The sequence below is a fragment of the Enterobacter adelaidei genome, from assembly GCF_041937165.1.
Taxonomy (GTDB): Bacteria; Pseudomonadota; Gammaproteobacteria; order Enterobacterales; family Enterobacteriaceae; genus Enterobacter; species Enterobacter adelaidei.
Window position 1 is genome coordinate 285,304 of record NZ_CP154353.1, and the last position, 24,104, is coordinate 309,407.

Here is a 24,104-nt window from a genome sequence, read left to right on the forward strand (position 1 = left end):
TGCTGAAAAAGCGCGAGCGGCATACCTATAACTGAAATAAAGCGCTACACAACAACATCACAATAATCGTAATAACCATAATAATGGGGAATCTCAGGATGAACATGAAGGGTAAAGCGTTACTGGCAGGATGTATCGCGTTGGCATTTAGCACGATGGCACAGGCAGATATTAAAGTGGCTGTCGTAGGAGCGATGTCCGGTCCGGTAGCACAGTATGGTGACCAGGAATTTACTGGCGCAGAACAGGCGGTTGCAGACATTAATGCCAAGGGCGGTATTAAGGGCGAAAAACTGCAGATCGTAAAATATGATGATGCCTGTGACCCGAAACAAGCGGTCGCGGTTGCGAACAAAGTGGTGAACGACGGGATCAAATACGTTATCGGTCACCTGTGCTCTTCCTCTACTCAGCCAGCGTCTGACATCTACGAAGACGAAGGCATTCTGATGATCACCCCGGCAGCGACGGCACCAGAGCTGACCTCGCGCGGCTACAAGTTGACCCTGCGCACCACCGGCCTGGACTCTGACCAGGGCCCAACCGCAGCGAAATACATCGTTGAAAAAGTGAAGCCGAAGCGCATTGCCATCGTTCATGACAAGCAGCAGTACGGTGAAGGTCTGGCGCGTTCCGTCCAGGACAACCTCAAGAAAGCGAATGCCGACGTGGTGTTCTTTGACGGTATTACTGCCGGTGAGAAAGACTTCTCGACCCTGGTGGCGCGTCTGAAGAAAGAGAATATTGATTTCGTTTACTACGGTGGCTACCACCCGGAAATGGGTCAGATCCTGCGCCAGGCGCGTGCTGCAGGCCTGAAAACCCAGTTCATGGGCCCGGAAGGCGTGGCGAACGTCTCTCTGTCTAACATCGCGGGTGAATCCGCTGAAGGCCTGCTGGTGACCAAACCGAAGAACTACGACCAGGTTCCGGCGAACAAACCAATCGTAGATGCCATCAAGGCGAAGAAACAGGATCCAAGCGGTGCGTTCGTGTGGACCACCTACGCTGCGCTGCAGTCTCTGCAAGCGGGCCTGAACCAATCAGCCGATCCGGCAGAGATTGCCACCTGGCTGAAAGCGAATACTGTTGAGACCGTGATGGGGCCACTTTCCTGGGATGAGAAGGGCGACCTGAAGGGCTTCGAGTTCGGCGTGTTTGACTGGCACGCGAATGGCACGGCGACAGACGCCAAATAATTTTCCCGTCGCCTTTCGCGCCGCAGGTGCGTTGGCTGCGTTATTCAACCCCGGTCACTTACTTATGTAAGCTCCCGGGGATTTCATAACTTGCCGCCTTCCTGCAACACGAAATTCTTGGGAAAAACCGCAAAAAGGCAACGTAAGTTGCCTTTTTTAATGTTTTCTCCCTCTCCCACAGGGAGAGAGCCGGGGTGAGGGCATCAGGCCGCACAGATCATCTCTGGCGCTTCTCCCACCCATTCTCCTGCGCCGTAAACCCTAACGCCTGCATAAATGCCGCCATCACGCCACGGTCTTCCACGCCCACGTCGGCCATCCACCAGGAGGTCACGCTCGGGTTTTCGCGGATCACTTCTTCAATCAAATACTGCCCTACACCACGACGACGGGTTACGTCACGCACGCGCAGTGAATCCAGCGCCCCTTCGGTGCCGCTCAGAGTCACGCGAACCGCAGCCAGTAAACGTTCATTAAATCGCGCAGCATAAATGCGGTGAGTCTCGTCAACGCGCAGTGACGAAGGGGAATATTCCGGCCAGATCTTGCCCAGGTCGATATGATCCTGGTCGCTAAAGGTCACCAGACGAACGATTGTCAGTTTCATTAGCTTGTTGTCCAAATCAAATTGAGTAGGGGCAGTGTACTCAATTTATTCACTCAGCGGCTTCCTCTTTTTATTCTCATTAACCAGGTGATTAGTTTTTTGGCAGCGCGATGGGCAGTTTGAAAACACATGGATCGAAAAATAAGCAGAATTTTAACCTGAATGGTAGTGATTTATTCGGCGCTTTGTACCGTTATTTTATGCTGCAAACTGCACTTTTATTTGTTTATCTCTGCCTGATTTCAGAATATTATCTTTGCTTAATAGCCTGAAAAATAGAGATTTTAGTCTGGTTTTTGACAAAAACCTGCGCTAAACCATTAAAGGCACTGGTAAAAATAGCGTTGTGCATTAAAAGTACAGAATGCTTTTTAACCAGAATAAAACAAAATATAAACACGACATCACGAATGGGGATTCAGAGATGAGAAGGAACGCGAAAACGTTACTCGCGGGGATGGTTGCATTGTCGATTTCGCATGCGGCCATGGCGGAAGAGATTAAAGTTGCTGTAGTCGGTGCGATGTCCGGTCCTGTTGCCCAGTGGGGGGATATGGAGTTCAACGGTGCGCGCCAGGCCATCAAAGACATCAACGCCAAAGGCGGCATCAAAGGCGACAAACTGGTTGGTGTGGAATATGACGATGCCTGCGATCCTAAACAGGCCGTTGCGGTCGCCAACAAAATCGTCAACGACGGTATTCAGTATGTGATCGGCCACCTGTGCTCATCCTCTACCCAGCCGGCGTCTGATATCTACGAAGACGAAGGCATTCTGATGATCACCCCAGGTGCGACCAACCCGGAGCTGACCCAACGCGGCTATCAGCACATTATGCGTACCGCGGGTCTGGACTCCTCTCAGGGCCCAACCGCCGCCAAATACATCCTCGACACCGTTAAGCCGCAGCGCATTGCCATTATTCATGACAAACAGCAGTACGGCGAAGGCCTGGCGCGTTCCGTTCAGGACGGCCTGAAAAAAGGCGGCGCGAATGTCGTCTTCTTCGATGGAATTACCGCCGGTGAGAAAGATTTCTCCGCGCTGATCGCCCGTCTGCAAAAAGAGAATATTGATTTCGTTTATTACGGCGGCTACTACCCGGAAATGGGCCAGATGCTGCGCCAGGCGCGGTCAGTAGGGCTGAAAACCCAGTTTATGGGGCCGGAAGGCGTGGGTAACGCCTCCCTGTCAAACATCGCGGGTGATGCCGCCGAAGGCATGCTGGTTACGATGCCAAAACGCTATGACCAGGATCCGGCCAACAAGGCTATCGTTGATGCGCTCAAGGCGCAGAAGAAGGATCCGAGTGGTCCATACGTCTGGATCACCTACGCGGCTGTGCAGTCTCTGGCAACCGCACTGGATCGCTCCGGCAGCAAAGAACCGCTGGATCTGGTGAAAGATTTAAAAGCACACGGGGCGAACACCGTGATTGGGCCGCTGAACTGGGATGAGAAAGGCGATCTGAAGGGATTTGAGTTTGGTGTCTTTAAGTGGCACGCCGACGGTTCATCCTCGGCCGCCAAATAATTATCCCACCGCCCGGACTGACGGGCGGGTATAAAAAGGTTTGCATATGTCCGAGCAGTTTCTCTATTTCCTGCAGCAGATGTTTAACGGCGTCACGCTGGGAAGCACCTACGCGCTGATCGCCATCGGCTATACGATGGTTTACGGTATTATCGGCATGATTAACTTCGCCCACGGCGAGGTGTACATGATCGGTAGTTATGTCTCCTTTATGATCATCGCCGCGCTGATGATGATGGGTATCGACAGCAGCTGGCTGCTGGTCGCTGCCGGGTTTGTCGGCGCGATCGTGATTGCCAGTGCCTACGGCTGGAGCATCGAACGCGTGGCCTACCGGCCAGTGCGCAGCTCCAAGCGCCTGATTGCCCTGATCTCCGCCATCGGTATGTCAATCTTCCTGCAAAACTACGTCAGCCTGACCGAAGGCTCGCGCGACGTGGCGCTGCCAAGCTTGTTTAATGGCCAGTGGGTTGTCGGGGCGAGTGATAACTTCTCTGCGTCTATTACCACCATGCAGTTGGTTATCTGGATCGTGACCTTCATTGCGATGCTGGCGCTGACCTTGTTCATTCGTTATTCCCGCATGGGGCGCGCCTGTCGCGCCTGCGCGGAAGACCTGAAGATGGCGAGCCTGCTTGGCATTAACACGGACCGTGTGATTGCACTTACCTTCGTGATTGGTGCGGCAATGGCTGCCGTCGCAGGTGTGCTGCTCGGTCAGTTCTACGGTGTGATTAACCCGTACATCGGCTTTATGGCCGGGATGAAAGCCTTCACCGCAGCGGTGCTGGGCGGTATCGGCAGCATTCCGGGCGCGATGATTGGCGGTCTTATCCTCGGCGTGGCGGAAGCGCTCTCCTCGGCGTATCTGAGTACGGAATATAAAGATGTGGTGTCGTTTGCCCTGCTGATTCTGGTTCTGCTGGTAATGCCTACCGGTATTCTGGGTCGTCCGGAGGTAGAGAAAGTATGAAACCGATGCATTTTGCAATGGCGCTGCTCTCTGCCGCCATGTTCTTCGTGCTGGCGGGCGTCTTTATGGGCGTTCAGTTAGAGCTGAACGGTACTAAGCTGGTGGTGGACACCGCAGCAGACATCCGCTGGCAGTGGGTGTTTATCGGCACTGCCGTGGTGTTCCTGTTCCAGCTGCTGCGTCCGCTGTTCCAGAAGACGCTGAAAGGCGTTTCTGGCCCGAAATTCGTGCTGCCTGCGATTGATGGTTCAACTGTTAAACAGAAGCTGTTCCTCGTCGCCCTGCTGGTGGCGGCGGTGGCGTGGCCGTTCGTGGTGTCGCGCGGGACGGTAGATATTGCCACTCTGACCATGATCTACGTGATCCTCGGTCTCGGTCTGAACGTGGTAGTGGGTTTGTCTGGCCTGCTGGTGCTGGGCTACGGTGGCTTCTACGCCATCGGTGCTTACACCTTCGCGCTGCTGAACCACTATTACGGCCTCGGCTTCTGGACGTGTCTGCCGCTGGCAGGGTTGGTTTCTGCTGCTGCGGGCTTCCTGCTGGGCTTCCCGGTGCTGCGCTTGCGCGGTGACTACCTGGCGATTGTGACCTTAGGCTTTGGTGAAATCGTCCGTATCCTGCTGCTCAACAACACCGAAGTGACCGGTGGCCCGAACGGTATCAGCCAGATCCCGAAACCGACCTTCTTCGGTCTGGAATTCAGCCGTACCGCTCGTGAAGGCGGCTGGGATACCTTCAGCAACTTCTTTGGCGTGAAATACGACCCGTCTGACCGTGTCATCTGGCTCTACCTGGTGGCGCTGCTGCTGGTGGTGATTACCCTGTTCGTGATCAACCGTCTGCTGCGCATGCCGCTGGGCCGCGCGTGGGAAGCACTGCGTGAAGATGAGATCGCCTGCCGCTCCCTGGGCCTGAACCCGACCCGCATCAAGCTGACAGCGTTCACCATCAGCGCCGCGTTTGCCGGTTTTGCCGGGACGCTGTTTGCCGCGCGCCAGGGCTTTGTCAGCCCGGAATCCTTCACCTTTGCCGAATCTGCCTTTGTGCTGGCGATTGTGGTGCTCGGCGGGATGGGTTCGCAGTTCGCCGTTATCCTGGCGGCCATCCTGCTGGTGGTCTCACGTGAGCTGATGCGCGACTTTAACGAATACAGCATGCTGATGCTGGGTGGTTTGATGGTGCTGATGATGATCTGGCGTCCGCAGGGCTTGCTGCCGATGACCCGTCCACAGCTGAAGCTGAAGAACGGGCAAGCGAAAGGAGAGCAGGCATGAGTCAGCCATTATTATCCGTTAACGGTCTGATGATGCGTTTTGGCGGCCTTCTGGCGGTCAACAACGTGAATCTGGATCTGCACAAGAAAGAGATCGTCTCCCTGATTGGCCCGAACGGCGCGGGGAAAACCACGGTCTTCAACTGTTTGACCGGTTTCTACAAGCCGACGGGCGGCACCATTATGCTGCGCGACCAGCACCTTGAAGGCCTGCCCGGGCAACAGATCGCCCGTATGGGCGTGGTGCGTACTTTCCAGCACGTGCGTCTGTTCCGCGAGATGACGGTCATTGAGAACCTGCTGGTGGCGCAACATCAGCAGCTGAAAACCGGGCTTTTCTCCGGCCTGCTGAAAACCCCGGCCTTCCGTCGCGCACAGGATGAAGCGCTGGATCGCGCTGCCACCTGGCTCGACCGCATCGGTCTGTTGCAGCACGCTAACCGTCAGGCTAGCAACCTGGCTTACGGCGACCAACGCCGTCTGGAGATTGTGCGTTGCATGGTGACGCAGCCGGAAATCCTGATGCTCGACGAGCCTGCTGCTGGCCTCAACCCGAAAGAGACCAAAGAGCTGGACGAGCTGATTGCCGAGCTGCGCGATCATCACGACACCACCATCCTGCTGATTGAGCACGATATGAAGCTGGTGATGGGCATTTCTGACCGTATCTACGTGGTAAACCAGGGCACGCCGCTGGCAAACGGCACGCCGGAAGAGATCCGCAACAATCCGGACGTGATCCGCGCCTATTTAGGCGAAGCATAATGGGGGCGAGCCATAAGATGGAAAAAGCGATGTTAACGTTCGACAAGGTCAATGCGCACTACGGCAAGATTCAGGCGCTGCACGATGTCAGCCTTCATATCAATCAGGGTGAAATCGTCACCCTGATTGGGGCCAACGGCGCGGGCAAAACCACACTGCTCGGCACCCTGTGCGGTGACCCGCGCGCGACCAGCGGGCGAATTGTGTTTGATGGCAAAGACATTACCGACTGGCAGACCGCCAGAATCATGCGTGAAGCCGTGGCGATTGTGCCGGAAGGGCGCCGCGTGTTTTCGCGTATGACGGTGGAAGAGAACCTGGCGATGGGCGGCTTCTTTGCCCACCGCGATGAATACCAGACCCGTATCAAGTGGGTGTATGAACTCTTCCCGCGCCTGTGGGAACGCCGTATTCAGCGTGCGGGCACTATGTCCGGTGGTGAACAGCAGATGCTGGCGATTGGCCGTGCGCTGATGAGCCAGCCGCGATTGTTGCTGCTCGATGAACCGTCGTTGGGGCTTGCGCCAATCATCATCCAGCAGATTTTCGACACTATCGAACAGTTGCGTAAAGAGGGAATGACCATCTTCCTCGTTGAGCAGAATGCTAACCAGGCGCTGAAGCTCGCTGACCGTGGCTACGTGCTGGAGAACGGCCGCGTGGTGCTCTCTGATACCGGAGACGCGCTGCTCGCGAACGAGGCGGTGCGGAGCGCTTATTTAGGCGGCTGAGCCGTCTTCATCGCCCGGTGGCGCTTACGCTTACCGGGCCTACAGGATCGAGTAGGCCGGGTAAGGCGTAGCCGCCACCCGGCTTTTTTTCACCCCCAACCCCCTTCACACAACCATCATCCCCCTGACGCCTGGCTGTCACTTATCTGTAAACAAACAGTTATTTTTCTGTCATTCGAGCATGTCATGTTACCTCGCGAGCATAAAACGCGTGATATCGCGCATCCGGCACAATAAGAGAGATGACAATGACATCGTTACGACACACAGCTTTGGGTCTGGCAATTGGTCTGGCTTTTGCCACGAACGCAATGGCTGTCACCACCATTCCGTTCTGGCATTCCATGGAAGGGGAGTTGGGTAAAGAAGTTGACTCCCTGGCGCAGCGTTTCAACGACACCCATCCGGATTACAAAATTGTGCCGGTGTATAAAGGTAACTACGAGCAGAGCCTGAGCGCAGGTATCGCTGCTTTCCGTACCGGCAACGCGCCTGCGCTGTTACAGGTTTATGAAGTGGGTACCGCCACCATGATGGCCTCTAAAGCCATCAAACCGGTGTACGAAGTCTTTAAAGACGCGGGTATCAACTTCGACGAATCCCAGTTCGTACCGACCGTTTCCGGTTACTACACCGATTCCAAAACTGGCCACCTGCTGTCCCAGCCGTTTAACAGCTCCACCCCTGTGCTGTACTACAACAAAGACGCCTTCAAAAAAGCCGGTTTAGATCCAGAGCAGCCGCCAAAAACCTGGCAGGATCTGGCGGAGTACACCGCGAAGCTGAAAGCGGCAGGGATGAAGTGCGGTTATGCGAGCGGCTGGCAGGGCTGGATCCAGATTGAAAACTTCAGCGCCTGGCATGGCCTGCCGGTGGCGACCAAAAACAACGGTTTCGACGGCACTGACGCGGTCCTGGAGTTCAATAAGCCAGAACAGGTGAAACACATTGCGCTGCTGGAAGAACTCAACAAGAAGGGCGATTTCAGCTACTTCGGCCGTAAAGACGAATCCACCGAGAAGTTCTACAACGGCGATTGCGCTATTACTACCGCTTCTTCCGGCTCGCTGGCAGACATCCGTCATTACGCCAAATTCAACTACGGCGTGGGCATGATGCCTTACGACGCTGACGTGAAAGGCGCGCCGCAGAACGCCATCATCGGCGGGGCAAGCCTGTGGGTGATGCAGGGCAAAGACAAAGGGACCTACAAAGGCGTAGCCGAATTCCTCGACTTCCTGGCAAAACCAGAAAATGCCGCCGAATGGCACCAGAAAACCGGCTACCTGCCAATCACCAAAGCCGCCTATGACCTGACCCGCGAGCAGGGCTTCTACAGCAAGAACCCGGGCGCGGACATCGCGACGCGCCAGATGCTGAACAAGCCGCCGTTGCCGTTCACCAAAGGTCTGCGTCTGGGCAATATGCCGCAGATCCGCACCATCGTCGATGAAGAGCTGGAAAGCGTGTGGACCGGGAAGAAAACGCCACAACAGGCGCTGGATTCAGCGGTAGAGCGCGGAAATCAGCTGCTGCGCCGCTTTGAGCAGTCGACCAAATCGTAAAAAAATGCCCGGTGGCGCTGCGCTTACCGGGCCTACGACGTGCCCCATGTAGGCCGGGTAAGGCGTAGCCGCCACCCGGCATTGTTCAGGAACCAAATCTCAATGTCATCATCCCGTCCGGTGTTCCGATCCCGCTGGCTGCCCTATCTGCTGGTCGCGCCACAGCTGGTCATCACCGTTATCTTCTTTATCTGGCCTGCGGGCGAAGCGCTGTGGTACTCGGTGCAAAGCGTCGATCCGTTCGGGCTTTCCAGCCAGTTTGTTGGCCTGGACAACTTCACCGCGCTGTTCCATGACAGCTACTACCTGGAATCCTTCTGGACGACGATGAAGTTCAGCGCGCTGGTCACCGTCAGCGGCCTTGTTGCCTCGCTGTTTTTCGCCGCGCTGGTGGATTACGTGGTGCGCGGCAGCCGTCTGTATCAAACGCTGATGCTGCTGCCTTACGCCGTAGCGCCCGCCGTTGCTGCCGTGCTGTGGATCTTCCTGTTTAACCCTGGCCGCGGGCTGATTACCCACTTCCTGGCAGAATTCGGCTACGACTGGAACCACGCGCAGAACAGCGGCCAGGCGATGTTCCTGGTGGTGTTCGCCTCCGTGTGGAAGCAGATCAGCTATAACTTCCTGTTCTTCTTTGCCGCGCTGCAGTCCATTCCGCGCTCGCTGGTGGAAGCCGCGGCAATTGACGGCGCAGGGCCGATTCGTCGTTTCTTCAGGCTGTCGCTACCGCTGATCGCCCCGGTGAGTTTCTTCCTGCTGGTGGTTAACCTCGTGTACGCCTTCTTCGATACCTTCCCGGTGATCGACGCAGCGACCGCAGGCGGCCCGGTGCAGGCGACAACGACGCTTATCTATAAGATCTACCGCGAAGGTTTTGCTGGCCTGGATCTTTCAGCCTCCGCAGCGCAATCCGTCGTGCTGATGTTCCTTGTCATCATCCTCACGGTGGTGCAGTTCCGTTATGTCGAAAGTAAGGTGCGCTACCAATGATTGAGAACCGTCGCGGGCTGACGATTTTCAGCCATACCATGCTGATTTTAGGGATTATTGTCATCCTGTTCCCGCTGTACGTGGCCTTTGTCGCCGCCACGCTGGACACCAAAGCGGTGTTTGATACGCCGATGACGCTGATCCCGGGCGGTCATCTTTTCGAGAATATGTCGACCATCTGGACGCAGGGCGTGGGCGTTAACAGCGCGCCGTTCTGGTTGATGATGCTCAACAGCTTCATCATGGCGTTCGGTATCACGGTGGGCAAAATTACGGTGTCGATGCTCTCGGCCTTTGCCATCGTCTGGTTCCGCTTTCCGCTGCGCAACCTGTTCTTCTGGATGATCTTCATCACCCTGATGTTGCCGGTGGAGGTGCGTATCTTCCCGACGGTGGAGGTCATCGCCAACCTGAAGATGCTCGACAGCTACGCGGGCTTAACCCTGCCGTTGATGGCCTCGGCGACCGCCACCTTCCTGTTCCGCCAGTTCTTTATGACCCTGCCGGACGAGCTGATTGAAGCCGCGCGTATCGACGGCGCTTCACCGATGCGCTTCTTCCGCGACATCGTGCTGCCGCTGTCGAAAACCAACCTCGCGGCTCTGTTTGTGATCACCTTTATTTACGGCTGGAACCAGTACCTGTGGCCGCTGCTGATTATTCAGGACGTCAACCTCGGCACTGCCGTGGCGGGCATCAAAGGCATGATCGCCACTGGTGAAGGCACCACCCTCTGGAACCAGGTGATGGCGGCGATGCTGCTCACCCTTATCCCCCCGGTCGTTATCGTTTTAGCCATGCAGCGTGCGTTTGTGCGTGGTTTAGTGGACAGTGAGAAATAAGATGGCAGGTTTAAAACTTCAGGCAGTGACTAAAAGCTGGGATGGCAAAACCCAGGTTATTCAGCCGTTAACGCTCGACGTGGCGGACGGCGAATTTATCGTGATGGTCGGGCCGTCCGGCTGCGGTAAATCAACCTTGTTGCGCATGGTGGCGGGGCTTGAGCGCGTGACCTCCGGGGATATCTGGATTGACCGTCAGCGCGTCACCGAAATGGAGCCGAAAGACAGAGGTATCGCGATGGTGTTCCAGAACTACGCGCTCTATCCGCACATGAGTGTGGAAGAGAACATGGCCTGGGGGCTGAAAATCCGCGGGATGGGCAAAGGGCATATCGAGGAGCGCGTGAGAGAAGCGGCCCGCATTCTGGAGCTGGATGGCCTGCTGAAGCGCCGACCGCGTGAGCTTTCCGGCGGTCAACGTCAGCGTGTGGCGATGGGGCGCGCGATTGTGCGTGACCCGGCGGTGTTCCTGTTTGATGAACCGCTCTCCAACCTCGACGCCAAGCTGCGCGTGCAGATGCGCCTGGAGCTACAGCAGCTGCATCGCCGCCTGAAAACCACCTCTTTGTACGTGACCCACGATCAGGTCGAAGCGATGACGCTCGCCCAGCGCGTGATGGTGATGAACAAGGGGATAGCTGAGCAGATCGGCACCCCGGTTGAAGTGTATGAAAAACCGGCCACCCGCTTTGTGGCGAGCTTTATCGGCAGCCCGGCAATGAACCTGCTGGAAGGGCGTATCAGCAGCGCGGGAACCCATTTTGAGCTGGAAAGCGGGATGGCATTGCCAATCAACTGGTACTATCGTGGCTACGCCGGGCGTAAAATGACGCTCGGTATCCGCCCGGAGCATATTGGTTTAACCTCTCAGGCGGAAGGCGGCGTACCGCTGGTGATGGATACGCTGGAGATGCTGGGGGCTGATAACCTGGCGCACGGACGTTGGGGCGAGCAAAAAATGGTGGTGCGTCTGGCACATCAGGAACGCCCTAAAGCCGGCAGCACGTTGTGGCTGCATCTGCCGGAAAATCACCTGCACTTATTTGACGGTGAAACAGGACAACGAGTATGAGCAACTGGCCTTATCCCCACATCGTCGCCCACCGTGGCGGCGGTAAACTGGCGCCGGAAAACACCCTGGCGGCAATTGATGTTGGCGCGCGTTACGGCCACACGATGATCGAGTTCGACGCCAAGCTGTCGAAAGACGGCGAAATTTTCCTGCTGCATGACGATAACCTCGAACGCACCAGCAACGGCTGGGGTGTGGCGGGTGAATTGCCGTGGCGCGATCTGCTGAAAGTGGATGCCGGAAGCTGGTACAGCGGTGAATTCAAAGGCGAGCCGCTGCCGCTGCTGGCGGAAGTGGCGGACCGCTGCCGTCAGCACGGGATGATGGCCAACATTGAGATCAAACCGACAACCGGCACCGGGCCGCTAACGGGAAAGGTGATTGCCCTGGCCGCACGCGAACTGTGGGAAGGGATGACCGCGCCGTTGCTTTCGTCGTTTGAAATTGACGCCCTGGAAGCGGCGCAGGCGGCCGTGCCCGAGTTGCCGCGTGGGCTGCTGCTGGACGAGTGGCGCGAGGACTGGCGCGAGCTGACGAAGCGCTTAGCGTGTGTCTCTATCCATCTCAATCACAAGCTGCTGGATGAGGCGCGTGTGAAAATGTTGAAAGACGCGGGTCTGCATATTCTGGTCTACACCGTCAATAAACCCCAGCGTGCAGCCGAACTGCTGCGCTGGGGCGTGGACAGCATCTGTACCGATGCAATCGACCTGATCGGCCCAGACTTTAGTTCTGCGGATTAAGCATACTGCCATTCGACTGCGGCGGCAGCATGTGCTACTGGCCGCTGCTCTGCATTGTTCCGTTGCCTAACATGCCACCGTTATGGTTGGGCAGCGGCTGTTCCCGCACCTGACCCTGCTGCACGCGCTGAGTGTTGGCGTTCATCTGATTTTGCAGGTTTTGCTGTTGCATCTGGGTCTGCGTTTTCAACTGCTGGTTAAGCATCCCTTTTTGCTGCTGCTGCTGGCTCATCATCTCCGTCTGCATACGCTGCTGGCTCGGAATGACATAACCCTGCTGGTTCGGATTGTTCATGGTATTCAGTGGCTGTGCGAGCGCGGTAAACGGTAACAGCGCGGTAAGAATCAGTAAGCGTTTCATTGTCATTTCCTCCTTTTGAGGCCTCTCTTAAGTTTACCCTGATTTCACCATGACGATGATTTTTTAGGAGTTGTGAACCAGGCTTAAGCGGGGAATATGGATCCCTTCACCTGGAGAACAATAATGATGAAACCAACATTTTTACGCTGGGTAGCGATCGCCGCGCTGATGGCAGGCGGCACATTTAGCGTGGCGGCCAACCCGCCAGCGGCACCGCCAGTCTCTTACGGCGTAGAGGAAGATGTTTTCCATCCCGTGCGGGCGACACATGGCATGGTGGCTTCGGTGGATGCGCTGGCAACAAAAGTGGGCGTCGATATTCTCAAGCAGGGCGGTAACGCGGTGGATGCGGCTGTTGCCGTCGGGTACGCGCTGGCGGTGACGCATCCGCAGGCGGGTAACCTGGGGGGCGGGGGGTTTATGATGCTGCGCACCAAAGACGGGAAAACCACGGCTATCGACTTCCGTGAAATGGCTCCCGGCAAGGCTTCCCGCGATATGTTCCTTGACGATCAGGGCAATCCGGACAGCAAAAAATCGCTGACCTCGCATCTCGCGTCCGGCACGCCGGGCACTGTGGCGGGTTTCTCGCTGGCGCTGGAAAAATACGGCACTCTGCCGCTGAACAAAGTCGTGCAGCCTGCCATCAAGCTGGCGCGGGATGGCTTTATTGTGAATGACGCCCTGGCCGACGATCTCAAAACCTACGGTAGTGAAGTCATTCCGAACCATGAAAACAGCAAGGCGATCTTCTGGAAAGACGGTGAGCCGCTGAAGAAGGGCGATAAGCTGGTGCAGAAGAACCTTGCCAAAAGCCTGGAGCTGATTGCGGAGCACGGCCCGGACGCCTTCTACAAAGGCGCGATTGCAGACCAGATTGCTGAAGAGATGCAAAAGAACGGCGGGCTCATCACCAAAGCGGATCTGGCAGAATACAAGGCGGTGGAGCGTGCGCCGATCAGTGGAACCTATCGCGGCTACGAAGTCTTCTCCATGCCACCGCCGTCCTCTGGTGGCATTCACATCGTGCAGATCCTCAACATTCTTGAAAACTTCGATATGCACAAATTCGGCTTCGGCAGTGCCGATGCTATGCAGGTGATGGCCGAGGCGGAAAAGCATGCCTACGCTGACCGTTCGGAATATCTCGGCGATCCGGACTTCGTGAAGGTGCCGTGGCAGGCGCTGACCAATAAGGCTTATGCCAAATCGATTGCAGAACAGATCGACATCAACAAGGCTAAGCCGTCGAGTGAGATCCGCCCCGGCAAGCTGGCACCGTACGAAAGCAACCAGACCACCCATTTCTCGGTGGTGGATAAAGACGGTAACGCGGTGGCGGTGACCTATACGCTGAATACCACCTTCGGCACCGGGATTGTGGCGGGCAATAGCGGCATTCTGCTGAATAACGAGATGGATGATTTCTCTGCCAAACCGGGCGTGCCGAACGTCTACGGGCTGGTCGGTGGTGATGCGAATGCGGTGGGGCCGAAGAAGCGTCCATTGTCGTCCATGTCGCCTACCATCGTGGTGAAAGACGGTAAAACCTGGCTGGTGACCGGTAGTCCTGGTGGTAGCCGCATTATCACGACTGTGCTGCAAATGGTCGTGAACAGTATCGACTTTGGGATGAACGTTGCCGAAGCGACCAATGCCCCGCGTTTCCACCATCAGTGGCTGCCGGATGAGCTGCGTGTCGAGAAGGGCTTTAGCCCGGATACGATCAAACTGCTGGAGCAGCGCGGACAGAAGGTGGCGGTGAAAGAGGCGATGGGGAGCACCCAGAGCATTATGGTCGGGCCGGATGGCGCACTGTTTGGGGCATCGGACCCGCGTTCGGTGGATGATTTAACGGCGGGGTATTAACGTATTGCCCGGTGGCGGCTTCGCCTTACCGGGCCTACAACTGCACGAACGTAGGCCGGGTAAGGCGAAGCCGCCACCCGGCAACACACTACTTCATTCTCGCCATATAATACGCATCGACATACTCACCGTTGCGCAGACCGTAACGTTTGCCGGTGCCTTCAATTTCAAATCCGTGCTTCTTGTAGACCGCAATGGCCGGTTCGTTGTCGACAAACACCGTCAGCTCAATACGATCAACCCGCAGCCAGTTGTCGCACATATCAATCATGGTGCGAAGCAGCGTGCTGGCAACGCCGCGGTTGTGCCACTGCGCCCCTACACAAATACCGAAATCAGCGACGTGGCTGCGGCGCGGCCGCTGTGCGACATCAATCGTGAGATGCCCGACGACGATATCATCAATGCAGGCAACTAACTGCTTAATCCCGGGCTGATCGCTTAGCCGCATCTGCCACATTTCCATAGAAGGATGAGGGACTTGTAGCGTGTTGTGGTACACCTCCGGCTGGGCGTGAATCTGACGAATGGCGTCATAATCTTTCGGTTCAGCGTGGCGTATCACTATCTCACTCATTCCTTCGTCCTCTGTGGGTTAATGTCCTCTTTAACATCAGTGACTTTAAAATTTGAGTCAACCGCTATTTTTTGCAAAAAAGTATTGGACAACTGCGAATGAGAATGATTATTATTGTCCTGCATTCAGGAAGACCGCTACGGGAACCTGAAAGCACGACATTGCTCACATTGCTTCCAGTATTACTTTAGCCAGCTTTTAGCTGGCTTTTTTTTTGTTATGGTAGATCTCAGTAACCTTCCAAAAGGACTGAGCCATGACACTACATTGCGCATTTATTGGATTTGGTAAAAGTACGACCCGCTATCACCTTCCGTATGTCCTTCACCGTAAAGATTCCTGGCATGTGGCCCATATCTACCGCCGCCGCGCGAAGCCAGAGGAGCAGTCTCCGCAGTATTCCCACATCCATTTCACCAGCGATCTGGACGACGTCCTTAACGATCCGCAGGTGAAACTGGTTGTTGTCTGTACTCATGCTGACAGCCATTTTGACTACGCGAAACGCGCCCTGGAAGCAGGCAAAAACGTGCTGGTGGAGAAGCCGTTCACACCGACCATCGCCGAAGCGAAGGCGTTGTTCGCACTGGCGAAAAGCAAAGGGCTGACCGTTACGCCATATCAAAACCGTCGCTTTGACAGCTGTTTCCTGACGGCGAAAAAAGCGATTGAGAGCGGTAAGCTCGGTGACATCGTCGAGATTGAAAGTCATTTTGACTACTATCGCCCGGTGGCAGAAACCCAACCTGGTCTGCCGCAGGATGGCGCGTTCTATGGGCTGGGTGTACACACCATGGATCAGGTCATCTCCCTGTTTGGCCGTCCGGACCACGTGGCATATGACATCCGCAGCTTGCGTAACAAAGCCAACCCGGACGACACGTTTGAAGCGCAGCTGTTCTACGGCGACCTGAAAGCCATTGTCAAAACCAGCCATCTGGTGAAAATCGACTATCCGAAATTTATCGTTCACGGTACGAAAGGCTCGTTTATCAAATACGGTATTGACCAGCAGGAGACCAGCCTGAAGGCCAATATCATGCCAGGTGAACCGGGCTTTGCGGCGGATGATTCGGTTGGCGTGCTGGAATATGTGAAGGCGGATGGCACGACGGCCAGAGAAGAGCTGAAGCCCGAGGTGGGTGATTATGGCCGCGTGTACGATGCACTGTTTGCGACTATCCATAGCGGTGCGGCGAATTACGTCAAGGAATCTGACGTTCTGACTAACCTTGAAATCCTTGAACGGGCCTTTGAACAGGCTTCTCCTGCCACGGTAACCCTCGCGAAATAAGCAAAAATGGCTCCTCTGCGCTTGTTCATAATTTTTGAACAGAGGAGTCAATTTTCACCCTCTATGATCCCAGGCCATTTGCGTCCACACTTACTCCATCGAAACGAACTGAGGGTGAAAACAATGATCTACTTACGCAAAGCAAACGAACGTGGTCACGCGAATCATGGCTGGCTGGACTCATGGCATTCATTCTCGTTTGCCGACTACTACGACCCGAACTTCATGGGCTTCTCCGCACTGCGCGTGATTAACGACGACGTGATTGATGCAGGACAGGGCTTCGGCACTCACCCGCACAAAGACATGGAAATTCTGACCTATGTGCTGGAAGGCGCGGTTGAACACCAGGACAGCATGGGCAACAAAGAGCAGGTTCCTGCGGGCGAATTCCAGATTATGAGCGCGGGTACCGGGGTGCGTCACTCTGAGTATAACCCGAGCAAAACGGAAAAACTGCACCTGTATCAAATCTGGATTATTCCAGAAGAAACCGGCATCACGCCACGCTATGAGCAGCGCCGCTTCGACGCGAAACAGGGTAAACAGCTGGTGCTGTCCCCGGACGCGCGTGAAGGTTCCCTGAAAGTGCATCAGGATATGGAACTGTATCGCTGGGCGCTGGCGAAAGACGAACAGTCTGTTCATCAGATTGCGGCTAACCGCCGCATCTGGATCCAGGTGGTGAAAGGTGAAGTCACCATCAACGGTACTAAAGCAACAACGGCTGATGGCCTGGCCATCTGGGACGAGCAGGCGATCTCCGTACACGCTGACAGCGAAAGTGAAATTCTGCTGTTTGACCTGCCTCCGGTGTAATAAATCATAAATAAATGCCCAACCTTCCCTCTGACAGGGGAAGGTTGGGCTTTGTCCGTGATAAACTGAGCAAATCTCTCACTTCAAGATTTCTCAGGACGATGAAAAAGAAACGCCCCGTACTTCAGGATGTCGCCGACCGCGTTGGTGTGACCAAAATGACGGTCAGCCGCTTTTTACGTAACCCGGAGCAGGTTTCCGTGGCGCTGCGTGGCAAGATTGCCGCGGCTCTTGATGAACTGGGTTATATCCCTAACCGCGCACCCGATATTCTCTCCAATGCGACCAGTCGTGCGGTGGGCGTCCTGCTTCCCTCTTTAACCAACCAGGTTTTCGCCGAAGTGCTGCGCGGAATTGAAAGTGTGACCGATGCGTTTGGTTATCAGACCATGCTTGCGCACTACGGGTACAAGCCGGAGCTGGAAGAGGAACGTCTTGAGTCCATGCTTTCCTGGAACATCGACGGCCTGATCTTAACGGAACGTACCCACACGCCGCGCACGCTGAAGATGATTGAAGTGGCGGGCATTCCGGTGGTGGAGCTGATGGACAGCCAGTCCCCATGCCTCGATATCGCCGTGGGTTTTGATAACTTCGAAGCGGCACGTCAGATGACGGCGGCGATTATCGCGCGCGGTCATCGTCACATTGCCTATCTGGGAGCGCGTCTTGATGAACGTACTATCATCAAACAGAAGGGATACGAGCAGGCGATGCTCGACGCGAACTTAATCCCGTATAGCGTGATGGTGGAGCAGTCCTCTTCCTATACGTCGGGTATTGAGCTGATGCGTCAGGCGCGGCGCGAGTATCCGCAACTGGACGGTATTTTCTGTACCAACGATGACCTTGCTGTCGGTGCAGCGTTCGAATGTCAGCGTCTGGGACTTTCCATCCCGCGTGATATGGCGATTGCCGGTTTCCACGGCCACGATATCGGCCAGGTCATGGAGCCTCGTCTGGCGAGCGTTCTGACACCGCGTGAACGTATGGGGCGTATTGGCGCAGAACGCCTGCTGGCGCGCATTCGTGGCGAGACGGTTACCCCTAAAATGTTAGATTTAGGTTTCACCTTGTCACCGGGTGGATCTATTTGAGCTGACAAATTTGAGCTAGCTCACACTTATTCACTTCTCGCACGTTTGGATATTGCTTCTCTTTTGCCCCGGCAGGACAATGTTACCGATAACTGTTACCCGTAACAATTGACTGAGGGACACCCTTTGAGCACGACTAATCATGATCACCACGTCTACGTCCTGATGGGCGTTTCCGGTAGCGGGAAATCAGCCGTGGCCAGCGAAGTGGCGCATCAACTCCAGGCTGCGTTTCTTGATGGTGACTTCCTCCATCCGCGCAGCAATATCATGAAAATGGCCTCCGGCGAGCCGCTGAACGACGACGACCGCAAACCGTGGTTGCAGGCGCTGAATGACGCCGCGTTCGCGATGCAGCGCACCAACAAAGTTTCCCTTATCGTTTGCTCCGCGCTGAAGAAAACCTACCGTGACCTGCTGCGTGACGGCAACCCGAACCTCTCTTTCATCTACCTGAAAGGGGATTTTGAGGTGATTGAAAGCCGTCTGAAGGCGCGCAAAGGTCACTTCTTCAAGACTCAGATGCTGGTGACGCAGTTCGAAGCGCTGCAGGAACCGGGTGAAGATGAGAAAGATGTCTTAGTGGTTGATATCGATCAGTCACTGGAAGGTGTTGTTGCCAGCACCATCGAGGTCATTAATAAAAGGCAGTAAGTTTTGAGTACATTAACGCTTGTTTTGACAGCAGTGGGTTCCGTGTTGCTGCTGCTGTTTTTAGTGATGAAGGCGCGTATGCACGCTTTCGTTGCTTTGATGGTGGTTTCTATTGGTGCAGGTCTCTTTTCCGGGATGCCGCTCGACAAAATCGCAGCGACCATGGAAAAAGGGATGGGCGGTACGCTGGGCTTCCTGGCGATTGTCGTCGCGCTTGGGGCGATGTTTGGCAAGATTTTACATGAGACAGGCGCTGTTGATCAGATAGCCGTCAAGATGCTGAAATCCTTCGGACATAACCGTGCGCATTATGCGATTGGCCTGGCCGGTCTGATTTGTGCCCTGCCGCTGTTCTTTGAAGTGGCGGTTGTGTTGCTGATTAGCGTGGCGTTCTCTATGGCGCGTCACACCGGGACTAACCTCGTGAAGCTGGTTATCCCACTGTTTGCGGGCGTGGCAGCGGCAGCGGCGTTCCTGCTGCCCGGGCCAGCGCCGATGCTGCTGGCATCTCAGATGCACGCTGATTTCGGCTGGATGATCCTGATTGGTCTGTGTGCGGCGATCCCGGGGATGATTATTGCCGGTCCGCTGTGGGGCAACTTCATCAGCCGTTACGTTGAACTGCACATTCCGGATGACATCACCGAGCCGCACCTCGGCGAAGGTAAAATGCCATCCTTCGGCTTCAGTCTGTCACTGATCCTGCTCCCGCTGGTGCTCGTTGGGCTGAAAACCATTGCCGCGCGCTTTGTGCCGGTAGGTTCCAGCGCGTACGAATGGTTTGAGTTTATTGGCCATCCGTTCACGGCGATCCTGGTGGCGTGTCTGGTGGCGATTTATGGCCTGGCGATGCGTCAGGGGATGCCGAAAGACAAAGTAATGGAAATCTGCGGTCATGCGCTGCAACCTGCGGGCATTATTCTGCTGGTGATCGGTGCGGGTGGGGTGTTCAAGCAGGTACTGGTGGATTCCGGCGTGGGTCCCGCTCTGGGTGAAGCGCTGACCGGAATGGGCTTGCCGATAGCCGTGACCTGCTTCGTGCTGGCGGCTGCAGTGCGTATCATTCAGGGTTCTGCGACCGTCGCGTGTTTAACCGCCGTGGGTCTGGTGATGCCAGTGATTGAACAGCTGCATTACTCAGGCGCGCAAATGGCTGCGCTGTCTATCTGTATTGCAGGTGGGTCTATCGTGGTTTCTCACGTGAATGACGCAGGCTTCTGGCTGTTCGGTAAATTTACCGGTGCCACCGAGGCGCAGACGCTGAAAACCTGGACGCTGATGGAAACCATCCTCGGTACGACAGGCGCAATTGTCGGGATGATTGCCTTTACGCTGCTGAGTTAAATGCGGTGATTTGGCAAGGCTAAAAATAAGGCCCGGTAGCGTTAGCGCTTACCGGGCCTTCATCATTCTGCGAATGACAGGCCGGGAAGAGTGAAAACTCCGCCCGGCTTTTTATTGTCATTCGCCCTGCGTTGAACTCTCAATCGTCAGACGCACATCAGACGTAATCAGTTCAGCCAGCATCTGATAGACCTTCAGCGTTTCTTCCGGCTCGGCATCGCCAGTATCACTGATAAAGCCTTCATCACGCAGCGTCAGAACCAGTGAACTGAAGACCGCTTTGTCGAAGAATTCAGGAGCGTTAATACCGTGCAATACAGACAGTCGCTGGGCCAGCGTCCGGCTCTCTTTCTCCAGCGTTCCACGGTTGATCGACGGGTTCGCACTGAGCAACCAGAATGTAATGGCATAACGCTGCAGCGTTTCACGCGCACCGGCCGCCAGCAGTTGCAGGGTACGGGAACGTGACGGATTGATATGCAGCTCGTCGTTCACAACGGTGATCAGCCCCTGACGACGCAGTTCTTCCGTCAGTTTATCCAGCTCGCCAGCCAGTTCATCCTTGCTCCAGCGCAGGAACAGCTCCGCTTTCAGCATCGGGTAGAGCGTGTCAACGTGACGCAATAGCTCCTGACGTGAAATGCGACGATGCTGGGTGATGATAGCTGCCATGAGTGACGGCAGCATCAGCATATGGGCGATATTGTTGCGATAGTACGTCATCAGCACGGCCTGCTCGCGCGGCAGAATGATGATGTCGCCGATCGTGTCCTTTTCGACTTCGAACTTGTTCATCTGCAAAGCGTGATCGATAAGCTCACTGGCGCTCGCAGAAGGTACCGTCGAGTCAACCGAGTACGGGACGTTGCGCATCATATCGAGATAACAATCGAGCTGCTCTGTCAGCTGTTCGCGAGTCAGTGAACGCTGGCGAGACGCCAGAAGCGCCGTACAACACAGGTTCATAGCGTTAGCCGCACCAGCATTGTTAATGCGCACCATCAGCTCAGACGCGATGCCGTTGACCGTTGGCGTCAGCCAGGCCGGACGAACCGCTTCGATAGGGTCGATAGACTCGCGCCACTCCGGAACGTGATGGTTCAGATACGTCATCAGCGGCATCGGCTCGCCAAAGTTCACGTAGCCCTGTCCGAGATTACGTAGCTTGCTCAAACCGCGCAGCATTTGCGGCAGGCTCTCTTTCTCTTTAGTCGCGCCACGCAGCTCTTTAGCGTAAGTCCCCACCTCCATTACGTGCTCGTAGCCGATGTAGATTGGCACCAGCGTGATTGGACGAGTTCCTCCGCGCAGCATGGCCTGAATGGTCATGGACAGCGTGCCGGTCTTCGGATCGAGCAGACGGCCGGTACGGGAGCGACCACCTTCCACGAAGTACTCAACGGAATATCCGCGGCTGAACAACTCACCCAGATACTCGCGGAACACCGTGGAGTAGAGCTTATTGCCCTTGAAGGTACGGCGAATAAAGAAGGCGCCCAGTCGACGGAAAATCGGGCCAGCTGGCCAGAAATTCAGGTTAATACCGGCCGCGATATGCGGCGGTACCAGCCCCTGGTGATAAAGCACATAGGAGAGAAGCAGGTAGTCCATGTGGCTGCGGTGGCAGGGGACATAGACAATTTCATGGCCATCATGCGCCAGTTGGCGTACACGCTCGGCGTTATGGACGTTGATGCCCTGATAGAGACGGTTCCAGGTAAAGCTGAGAATACGATCGGACAGACGAATCATCTCGTAAGAGAAGTTCGCTGCAATCTCTTCCATCAGTGCAATGGCGTTCTGCTGGGCTTTCTCATGTGAAATCTTCTTGCTGCGTGCTTCGTCTTCGACGGCACGGGCAATCGCTTTGGAGGCCAACAGCTTGTTGAACAGATCCTGACGCGCCGGGAGACGCGGCCCAACGGCAGCGAGGCGCTGACGGGCGAAGTGCATACGCGCTACGCGCGCCAGTTTTTGCGCGATGATCTTGTCGGTGCCATGCTCGTCCGCCATTCGACGCAGCGAAACGGAAGGGGAGAAACGCACAAAGCTGTCGCGTCCCAGCCAGGAGACCGCGAAGAACTTCTGGATGCCGTTAAGCATGCGCAGCGGTGGATTCTCTTCACCTTTTTCACGACCCGGGCGACGACCAAACATCACCGAAACTGGCACCATCTGCACATCCAGATCAGGATTGCTGCGGTGCAGGTCGAGATAGTCATGGAACAGCTTGATGGACTCTTCTTTTGGCGTGTAATAGGTAAACACGCGCGGTCCACCGTGAATGAACACGTAGCGCGGCAGCAGAGTTCCGTCAACTTCTAGCGGTTCAAGCGGGTCAGGTAAGTCATGCGCCAGGCACTGGGCGCGAAGCGTCAGTAAGTCTGCCTTCGAGTTATAAGGCAAAACGTACATAATGGGGCGCGACGTATCGAGCCCTAATTCCAGCGCGGGTTCTGCTGGGATAGACTTGCTTTTTACCAGGATGCTTAATGGTAAATTAAGTAATTTGTAGTAAATTCGTGGCCAGCCGGACATAAACGATGTAAAGCCTCTGGTTAATAATGCAATTGCGGCGCAAGGATAACAGAAAGCGCGCAAAATTTCTGTTGTTACCCGTCATACTTCAGGCGGCAGCGAAACGCGCTGCCACTCTAGTTACTGACGCTATTTCCAATAAAAGGTTCTTTTAATGGCCAATAATACCACTGGGTTAACCCGAATCATCAAAGCCGCCGGCTATTCCTGGAAAGGTTTCCGTGCCGCGTGGATCAATGAAGCCGCCTTTCGCCAGGAGGGCGTCGCCGCTATCATCGCGGTGATTATCGCCTGCTTCCTTGATATTGATGCAATAACACGCGTTCTTCTGATCGGCTCCGTACTGTTGGTGATGATAGTGGAAATTCTCAATAGCGCTATTGAGGCCGTTGTTGACCGGATTGGCTCAGATTTCCACGAGCTCTCTGGCCGGGCAAAAGACATGGGTTCCGCTGCCGTGTTGCTGGCGATTATTACTGCGGTCATTACCTGGGTCACGCTGCTTTGGTCACATTTCCGATGAGCCTCGAGGAATAATTAAGTCCCTGGTTTTTTGTGCAGTTTTTGGTTCCAAAATCGCCTTTGACTGTATATACTCACAGCATAACTGTATATACACCCAGGGGGCGGAATGAAAGCGTTAACGACCAGGCAGCAAGAGGTGTTTGATCTCATCCGGGATCATATCGGCCAGACGGGTATGCCACCCACGCGTGCGGAAATCGCTCAGCGTCTGGGCTTCCGTTCTCCGAATGCTGCCGAAGAACACCTGAAAGCGCTGGCGCGTAAGGGCGTGATTGAGATTGTTTCGGGCGCGTCACGCGGTATCCGCCTGCTGGTGGAAGAAGAGACGGGCATTCCGCTGGTGGGGCGTGTTGCTGCCGGTGAGCCTTTACTGGCACAGCAGCATATTGAAGGCCACTACCAGGTCGATCCGGGGATGTTTAAACCGAGCGCTGATTTCCTGCTGCGCGTAAGCGGCATGTCGATGAAAGACATCGGTATTCTTGACGGTGATCTGCTTGCGGTTCACAAAACGCAGGATGTGCGAAACGGCCAGGTTGTGGTCGCGCGTATTGATGACGAAGTGACCGTTAAGCGTCTGAAAAAACAGGGTAATACCGTACAGCTGCTGCCTGAAAACAGCGAATTCTCCCCGATTGTGGTGGATCTTCGCGAACAGAACTTCTCTATCGAAGGGCTGGCAGTAGGGGTGATTCGCAACGGCGAATGGCTGTAATCTCTTCCTGACAGGCT

General features: G+C 55.5%; 23 protein-coding genes. 19 read left to right on the forward strand and 4 right to left on the reverse strand.

Annotated features, from left to right (window positions below; all coding sequences use genetic code 11):
• The first annotated feature begins 98 nt into the window (after positions 1–98).
• A complete protein-coding gene (gene livJ, locus AAHF05_RS01395) occupies positions 99–1,199 on the forward strand; it encodes a branched chain amino acid ABC transporter substrate-binding protein LivJ (protein ID WP_152546598.1) in 1,101 nt (366 codons plus the stop codon).
• A 217-nt stretch (positions 1,200–1,416) separates the two neighbouring features.
• Here the strand turns inward: livJ and panM are convergent, their stop codons facing one another.
• Complete coding sequence (gene panM, locus AAHF05_RS01400) at positions 1,417–1,806, reverse strand: aspartate 1-decarboxylase autocleavage activator PanM (protein WP_049007744.1); 390 nt, start codon at positions 1,804–1,806, stop codon at positions 1,417–1,419.
• Positions 1,807–2,230: 424 nt separating this feature from the next.
• Between panM and livK the strand changes: the two genes are divergently transcribed.
• The 10 genes from livK (at position 2,231) to ugpQ (ending at position 12,294) form a co-directional block, all read left to right on the forward strand.
• Complete coding sequence (gene livK / locus AAHF05_RS01405; RefSeq protein ID WP_028017955.1) at positions 2,231–3,340, forward strand: high-affinity branched-chain amino acid ABC transporter substrate-binding protein LivK; 1,110 nt, start codon at positions 2,231–2,233, stop codon at positions 3,338–3,340.
• Between the two features lie 46 nt (positions 3,341–3,386).
• Entirely contained in the window at positions 3,387–4,313 is a 927-nt protein-coding gene (livH, locus tag AAHF05_RS01410) for a high-affinity branched-chain amino acid ABC transporter permease LivH (protein ID WP_028017954.1), read from the forward strand.
• Complete coding sequence (gene livM, locus AAHF05_RS01415) at positions 4,310–5,587, forward strand: branched chain amino acid ABC transporter permease LivM (protein WP_013099130.1); 1,278 nt, start codon at positions 4,310–4,312, stop codon at positions 5,585–5,587. The genes livH and livM overlap by 4 nt, the downstream gene beginning before the upstream one ends.
• Positions 5,584–6,351: a high-affinity branched-chain amino acid ABC transporter ATP-binding protein LivG gene (gene livG, locus AAHF05_RS01420; protein WP_008500101.1), complete on the forward strand. Its 768-nt coding sequence runs from the start codon at positions 5,584–5,586 to the stop codon at positions 6,349–6,351. Before livM ends, livG begins: the two co-directional genes overlap by 4 nt.
• A 17-nt stretch (positions 6,352–6,368) precedes the next feature.
• Positions 6,369–7,082 carry a high-affinity branched-chain amino acid ABC transporter ATP-binding protein LivF gene (livF, locus tag AAHF05_RS01425; RefSeq protein WP_022651964.1) on the forward strand — a complete coding sequence of 238 codons (714 nt, stop codon included), beginning with the start codon at positions 6,369–6,371 and terminating at the stop codon, positions 7,080–7,082.
• 248 nt (positions 7,083–7,330) lie between these two features.
• Positions 7,331–8,647 carry a sn-glycerol-3-phosphate ABC transporter substrate-binding protein UgpB gene (gene ugpB, locus AAHF05_RS01430; protein WP_128348329.1) on the forward strand — a complete coding sequence of 439 codons (1,317 nt, stop codon included), beginning with the start codon at positions 7,331–7,333 and terminating at the stop codon, positions 8,645–8,647.
• A gap of 102 nt (positions 8,648–8,749) precedes the next feature.
• Entirely contained in the window at positions 8,750–9,637 is an 888-nt protein-coding gene (gene ugpA / locus AAHF05_RS01435) for a sn-glycerol-3-phosphate ABC transporter permease UgpA (protein ID WP_129324861.1), read from the forward strand.
• Positions 9,634–10,479 (forward strand): sn-glycerol-3-phosphate ABC transporter permease UgpE, encoded by an 846-nt coding sequence (gene ugpE / locus AAHF05_RS01440; protein ID WP_114979554.1) that lies wholly within the window; start codon positions 9,634–9,636, stop codon positions 10,477–10,479. The genes ugpA and ugpE overlap by 4 nt, the downstream gene beginning before the upstream one ends.
• A gap of 1 nt (position 10,480) precedes the next feature.
• Complete coding sequence (locus AAHF05_RS01445; protein WP_028017951.1) at positions 10,481–11,551, forward strand: sn-glycerol-3-phosphate import ATP-binding protein UgpC; 1,071 nt, start codon at positions 10,481–10,483, stop codon at positions 11,549–11,551.
• Positions 11,548–12,294, forward strand: coding sequence for a glycerophosphodiester phosphodiesterase (gene ugpQ, locus AAHF05_RS01450; RefSeq protein ID WP_129324862.1), 747 nt, complete (start codon positions 11,548–11,550; stop codon positions 12,292–12,294). Before AAHF05_RS01445 ends, ugpQ begins: the two co-directional genes overlap by 4 nt.
• Before the next feature lie 34 nt (positions 12,295–12,328).
• On the opposite strand, the gene AAHF05_RS01455 is transcribed toward ugpQ, so the two are convergent.
• A complete protein-coding gene (locus AAHF05_RS01455) occupies positions 12,329–12,655 on the reverse strand; it encodes a DUF2756 family protein (protein WP_129324863.1) in 327 nt (108 codons plus the stop codon).
• A 123-nt stretch (positions 12,656–12,778) separates the two neighbouring features.
• Here AAHF05_RS01455 and ggt point away from each other — a divergent pair, with 123 nt between their 5' ends.
• Positions 12,779–14,524, forward strand: coding sequence for a gamma-glutamyltransferase (gene ggt, locus AAHF05_RS01460; protein WP_206737119.1), 1,746 nt, complete (start codon positions 12,779–12,781; stop codon positions 14,522–14,524).
• 88 nt (positions 14,525–14,612) lie between these two features.
• Here the strand turns inward: ggt and yhhY are convergent, their stop codons facing one another.
• Positions 14,613–15,101, reverse strand: coding sequence for an N-acetyltransferase (gene yhhY / locus AAHF05_RS01465; protein ID WP_108089400.1), 489 nt, complete (start codon positions 15,099–15,101; stop codon positions 14,613–14,615).
• A gap of 256 nt (positions 15,102–15,357) precedes the next feature.
• Between yhhY and AAHF05_RS01470 the strand changes: the two genes are divergently transcribed.
• The 5 genes from AAHF05_RS01470 (at position 15,358) to gntU (ending at position 20,309) form a co-directional block, all read left to right on the forward strand.
• Entirely contained in the window at positions 15,358–16,395 is a 1,038-nt protein-coding gene (locus tag AAHF05_RS01470) for an oxidoreductase (RefSeq protein WP_129324864.1), read from the forward strand.
• A 123-nt stretch (positions 16,396–16,518) separates the two neighbouring features.
• Entirely contained in the window at positions 16,519–17,214 is a 696-nt protein-coding gene (locus AAHF05_RS01475) for a pirin family protein (protein ID WP_028017945.1), read from the forward strand.
• Positions 17,215–17,315: 101 nt separating this feature from the next.
• Entirely contained in the window at positions 17,316–18,311 is a 996-nt protein-coding gene (gntR, locus tag AAHF05_RS01480; RefSeq protein ID WP_028017944.1) for a gluconate operon transcriptional repressor GntR, read from the forward strand.
• Between the two features lie 126 nt (positions 18,312–18,437).
• Entirely contained in the window at positions 18,438–18,965 is a 528-nt protein-coding gene (gene gntK, locus AAHF05_RS01485) for a gluconokinase (protein WP_008503362.1), read from the forward strand.
• Positions 18,966–18,968: 3 nt separating this feature from the next.
• Positions 18,969–20,309, forward strand: coding sequence for a gluconate transporter (gntU, locus tag AAHF05_RS01490; protein ID WP_028017943.1), 1,341 nt, complete (start codon positions 18,969–18,971; stop codon positions 20,307–20,309).
• 117 nt (positions 20,310–20,426) lie between these two features.
• Here gntU and plsB read toward each other — a convergent pair whose 3' ends face one another.
• A complete protein-coding gene (plsB, locus tag AAHF05_RS01495; protein WP_108089402.1) occupies positions 20,427–22,847 on the reverse strand; it encodes a glycerol-3-phosphate 1-O-acyltransferase PlsB in 2,421 nt (806 codons plus the stop codon).
• Between the two features lie 154 nt (positions 22,848–23,001).
• Between plsB and AAHF05_RS01500 the strand changes: the two genes are divergently transcribed.
• Complete coding sequence (locus AAHF05_RS01500; RefSeq protein ID WP_028017941.1) at positions 23,002–23,370, forward strand: diacylglycerol kinase; 369 nt, start codon at positions 23,002–23,004, stop codon at positions 23,368–23,370.
• Between the two features lie 108 nt (positions 23,371–23,478).
• Complete coding sequence (lexA, locus tag AAHF05_RS01505; protein WP_025757830.1) at positions 23,479–24,087, forward strand: transcriptional repressor LexA; 609 nt, start codon at positions 23,479–23,481, stop codon at positions 24,085–24,087.
• Positions 24,088–24,104: the final 17 nt, after the last annotated feature.

Bases quoted from the DNA above. Each gene is read 5' to 3' on its own strand.
- AAHF05_RS01475 (WP_028017945.1), top strand. From the start codon at position 16,519: ATGATCTACTTACGCAAAGCAAACGAACGTGGTCACGCGAATCATGGC.
- lexA (WP_025757830.1), top strand. From the start codon at position 23,479: ATGAAAGCGTTAACGACCAGGCAGCAAGAGGTGTTTGATCTCATCCGG.
- ugpA (WP_129324861.1), top strand. From the start codon at position 8,750: ATGTCATCATCCCGTCCGGTGTTCCGATCCCGCTGGCTGCCCTATCTG.
- livG (WP_008500101.1), top strand. From the start codon at position 5,584: ATGAGTCAGCCATTATTATCCGTTAACGGTCTGATGATGCGTTTTGGC.
- AAHF05_RS01470 (WP_129324864.1), top strand. From the start codon at position 15,358: ATGACACTACATTGCGCATTTATTGGATTTGGTAAAAGTACGACCCGC.
- livH (WP_028017954.1), top strand. From the start codon at position 3,387: ATGTCCGAGCAGTTTCTCTATTTCCTGCAGCAGATGTTTAACGGCGTC.
- plsB (WP_108089402.1), bottom strand. From the start codon at position 22,847: ATGTCCGGCTGGCCACGAATTTACTACAAATTACTTAATTTACCATTA.
- ugpE (WP_114979554.1), top strand. From the start codon at position 9,634: ATGATTGAGAACCGTCGCGGGCTGACGATTTTCAGCCATACCATGCTG.
- AAHF05_RS01455 (WP_129324863.1), bottom strand. From the start codon at position 12,655: ATGAAACGCTTACTGATTCTTACCGCGCTGTTACCGTTTACCGCGCTC.
- livJ (WP_152546598.1), top strand. From the start codon at position 99: ATGAACATGAAGGGTAAAGCGTTACTGGCAGGATGTATCGCGTTGGCA.
- yhhY (WP_108089400.1), bottom strand. From the start codon at position 15,101: ATGAGTGAGATAGTGATACGCCACGCTGAACCGAAAGATTATGACGCC.
- livM (WP_013099130.1), top strand. From the start codon at position 4,310: ATGAAACCGATGCATTTTGCAATGGCGCTGCTCTCTGCCGCCATGTTC.
- livK (WP_028017955.1), top strand. From the start codon at position 2,231: ATGAGAAGGAACGCGAAAACGTTACTCGCGGGGATGGTTGCATTGTCG.
- AAHF05_RS01445 (WP_028017951.1), top strand. From the start codon at position 10,481: ATGGCAGGTTTAAAACTTCAGGCAGTGACTAAAAGCTGGGATGGCAAA.
- panM (WP_049007744.1), bottom strand. From the start codon at position 1,806: ATGAAACTGACAATCGTTCGTCTGGTGACCTTTAGCGACCAGGATCAT.
- livF (WP_022651964.1), top strand. From the start codon at position 6,369: ATGGAAAAAGCGATGTTAACGTTCGACAAGGTCAATGCGCACTACGGC.
- gntR (WP_028017944.1), top strand. From the start codon at position 17,316: ATGAAAAAGAAACGCCCCGTACTTCAGGATGTCGCCGACCGCGTTGGT.
- AAHF05_RS01500 (WP_028017941.1), top strand. From the start codon at position 23,002: ATGGCCAATAATACCACTGGGTTAACCCGAATCATCAAAGCCGCCGGC.
- ugpB (WP_128348329.1), top strand. From the start codon at position 7,331: ATGACATCGTTACGACACACAGCTTTGGGTCTGGCAATTGGTCTGGCT.
- ggt (WP_206737119.1), top strand. From the start codon at position 12,779: ATGATGAAACCAACATTTTTACGCTGGGTAGCGATCGCCGCGCTGATG.
- ugpQ (WP_129324862.1), top strand. From the start codon at position 11,548: ATGAGCAACTGGCCTTATCCCCACATCGTCGCCCACCGTGGCGGCGGT.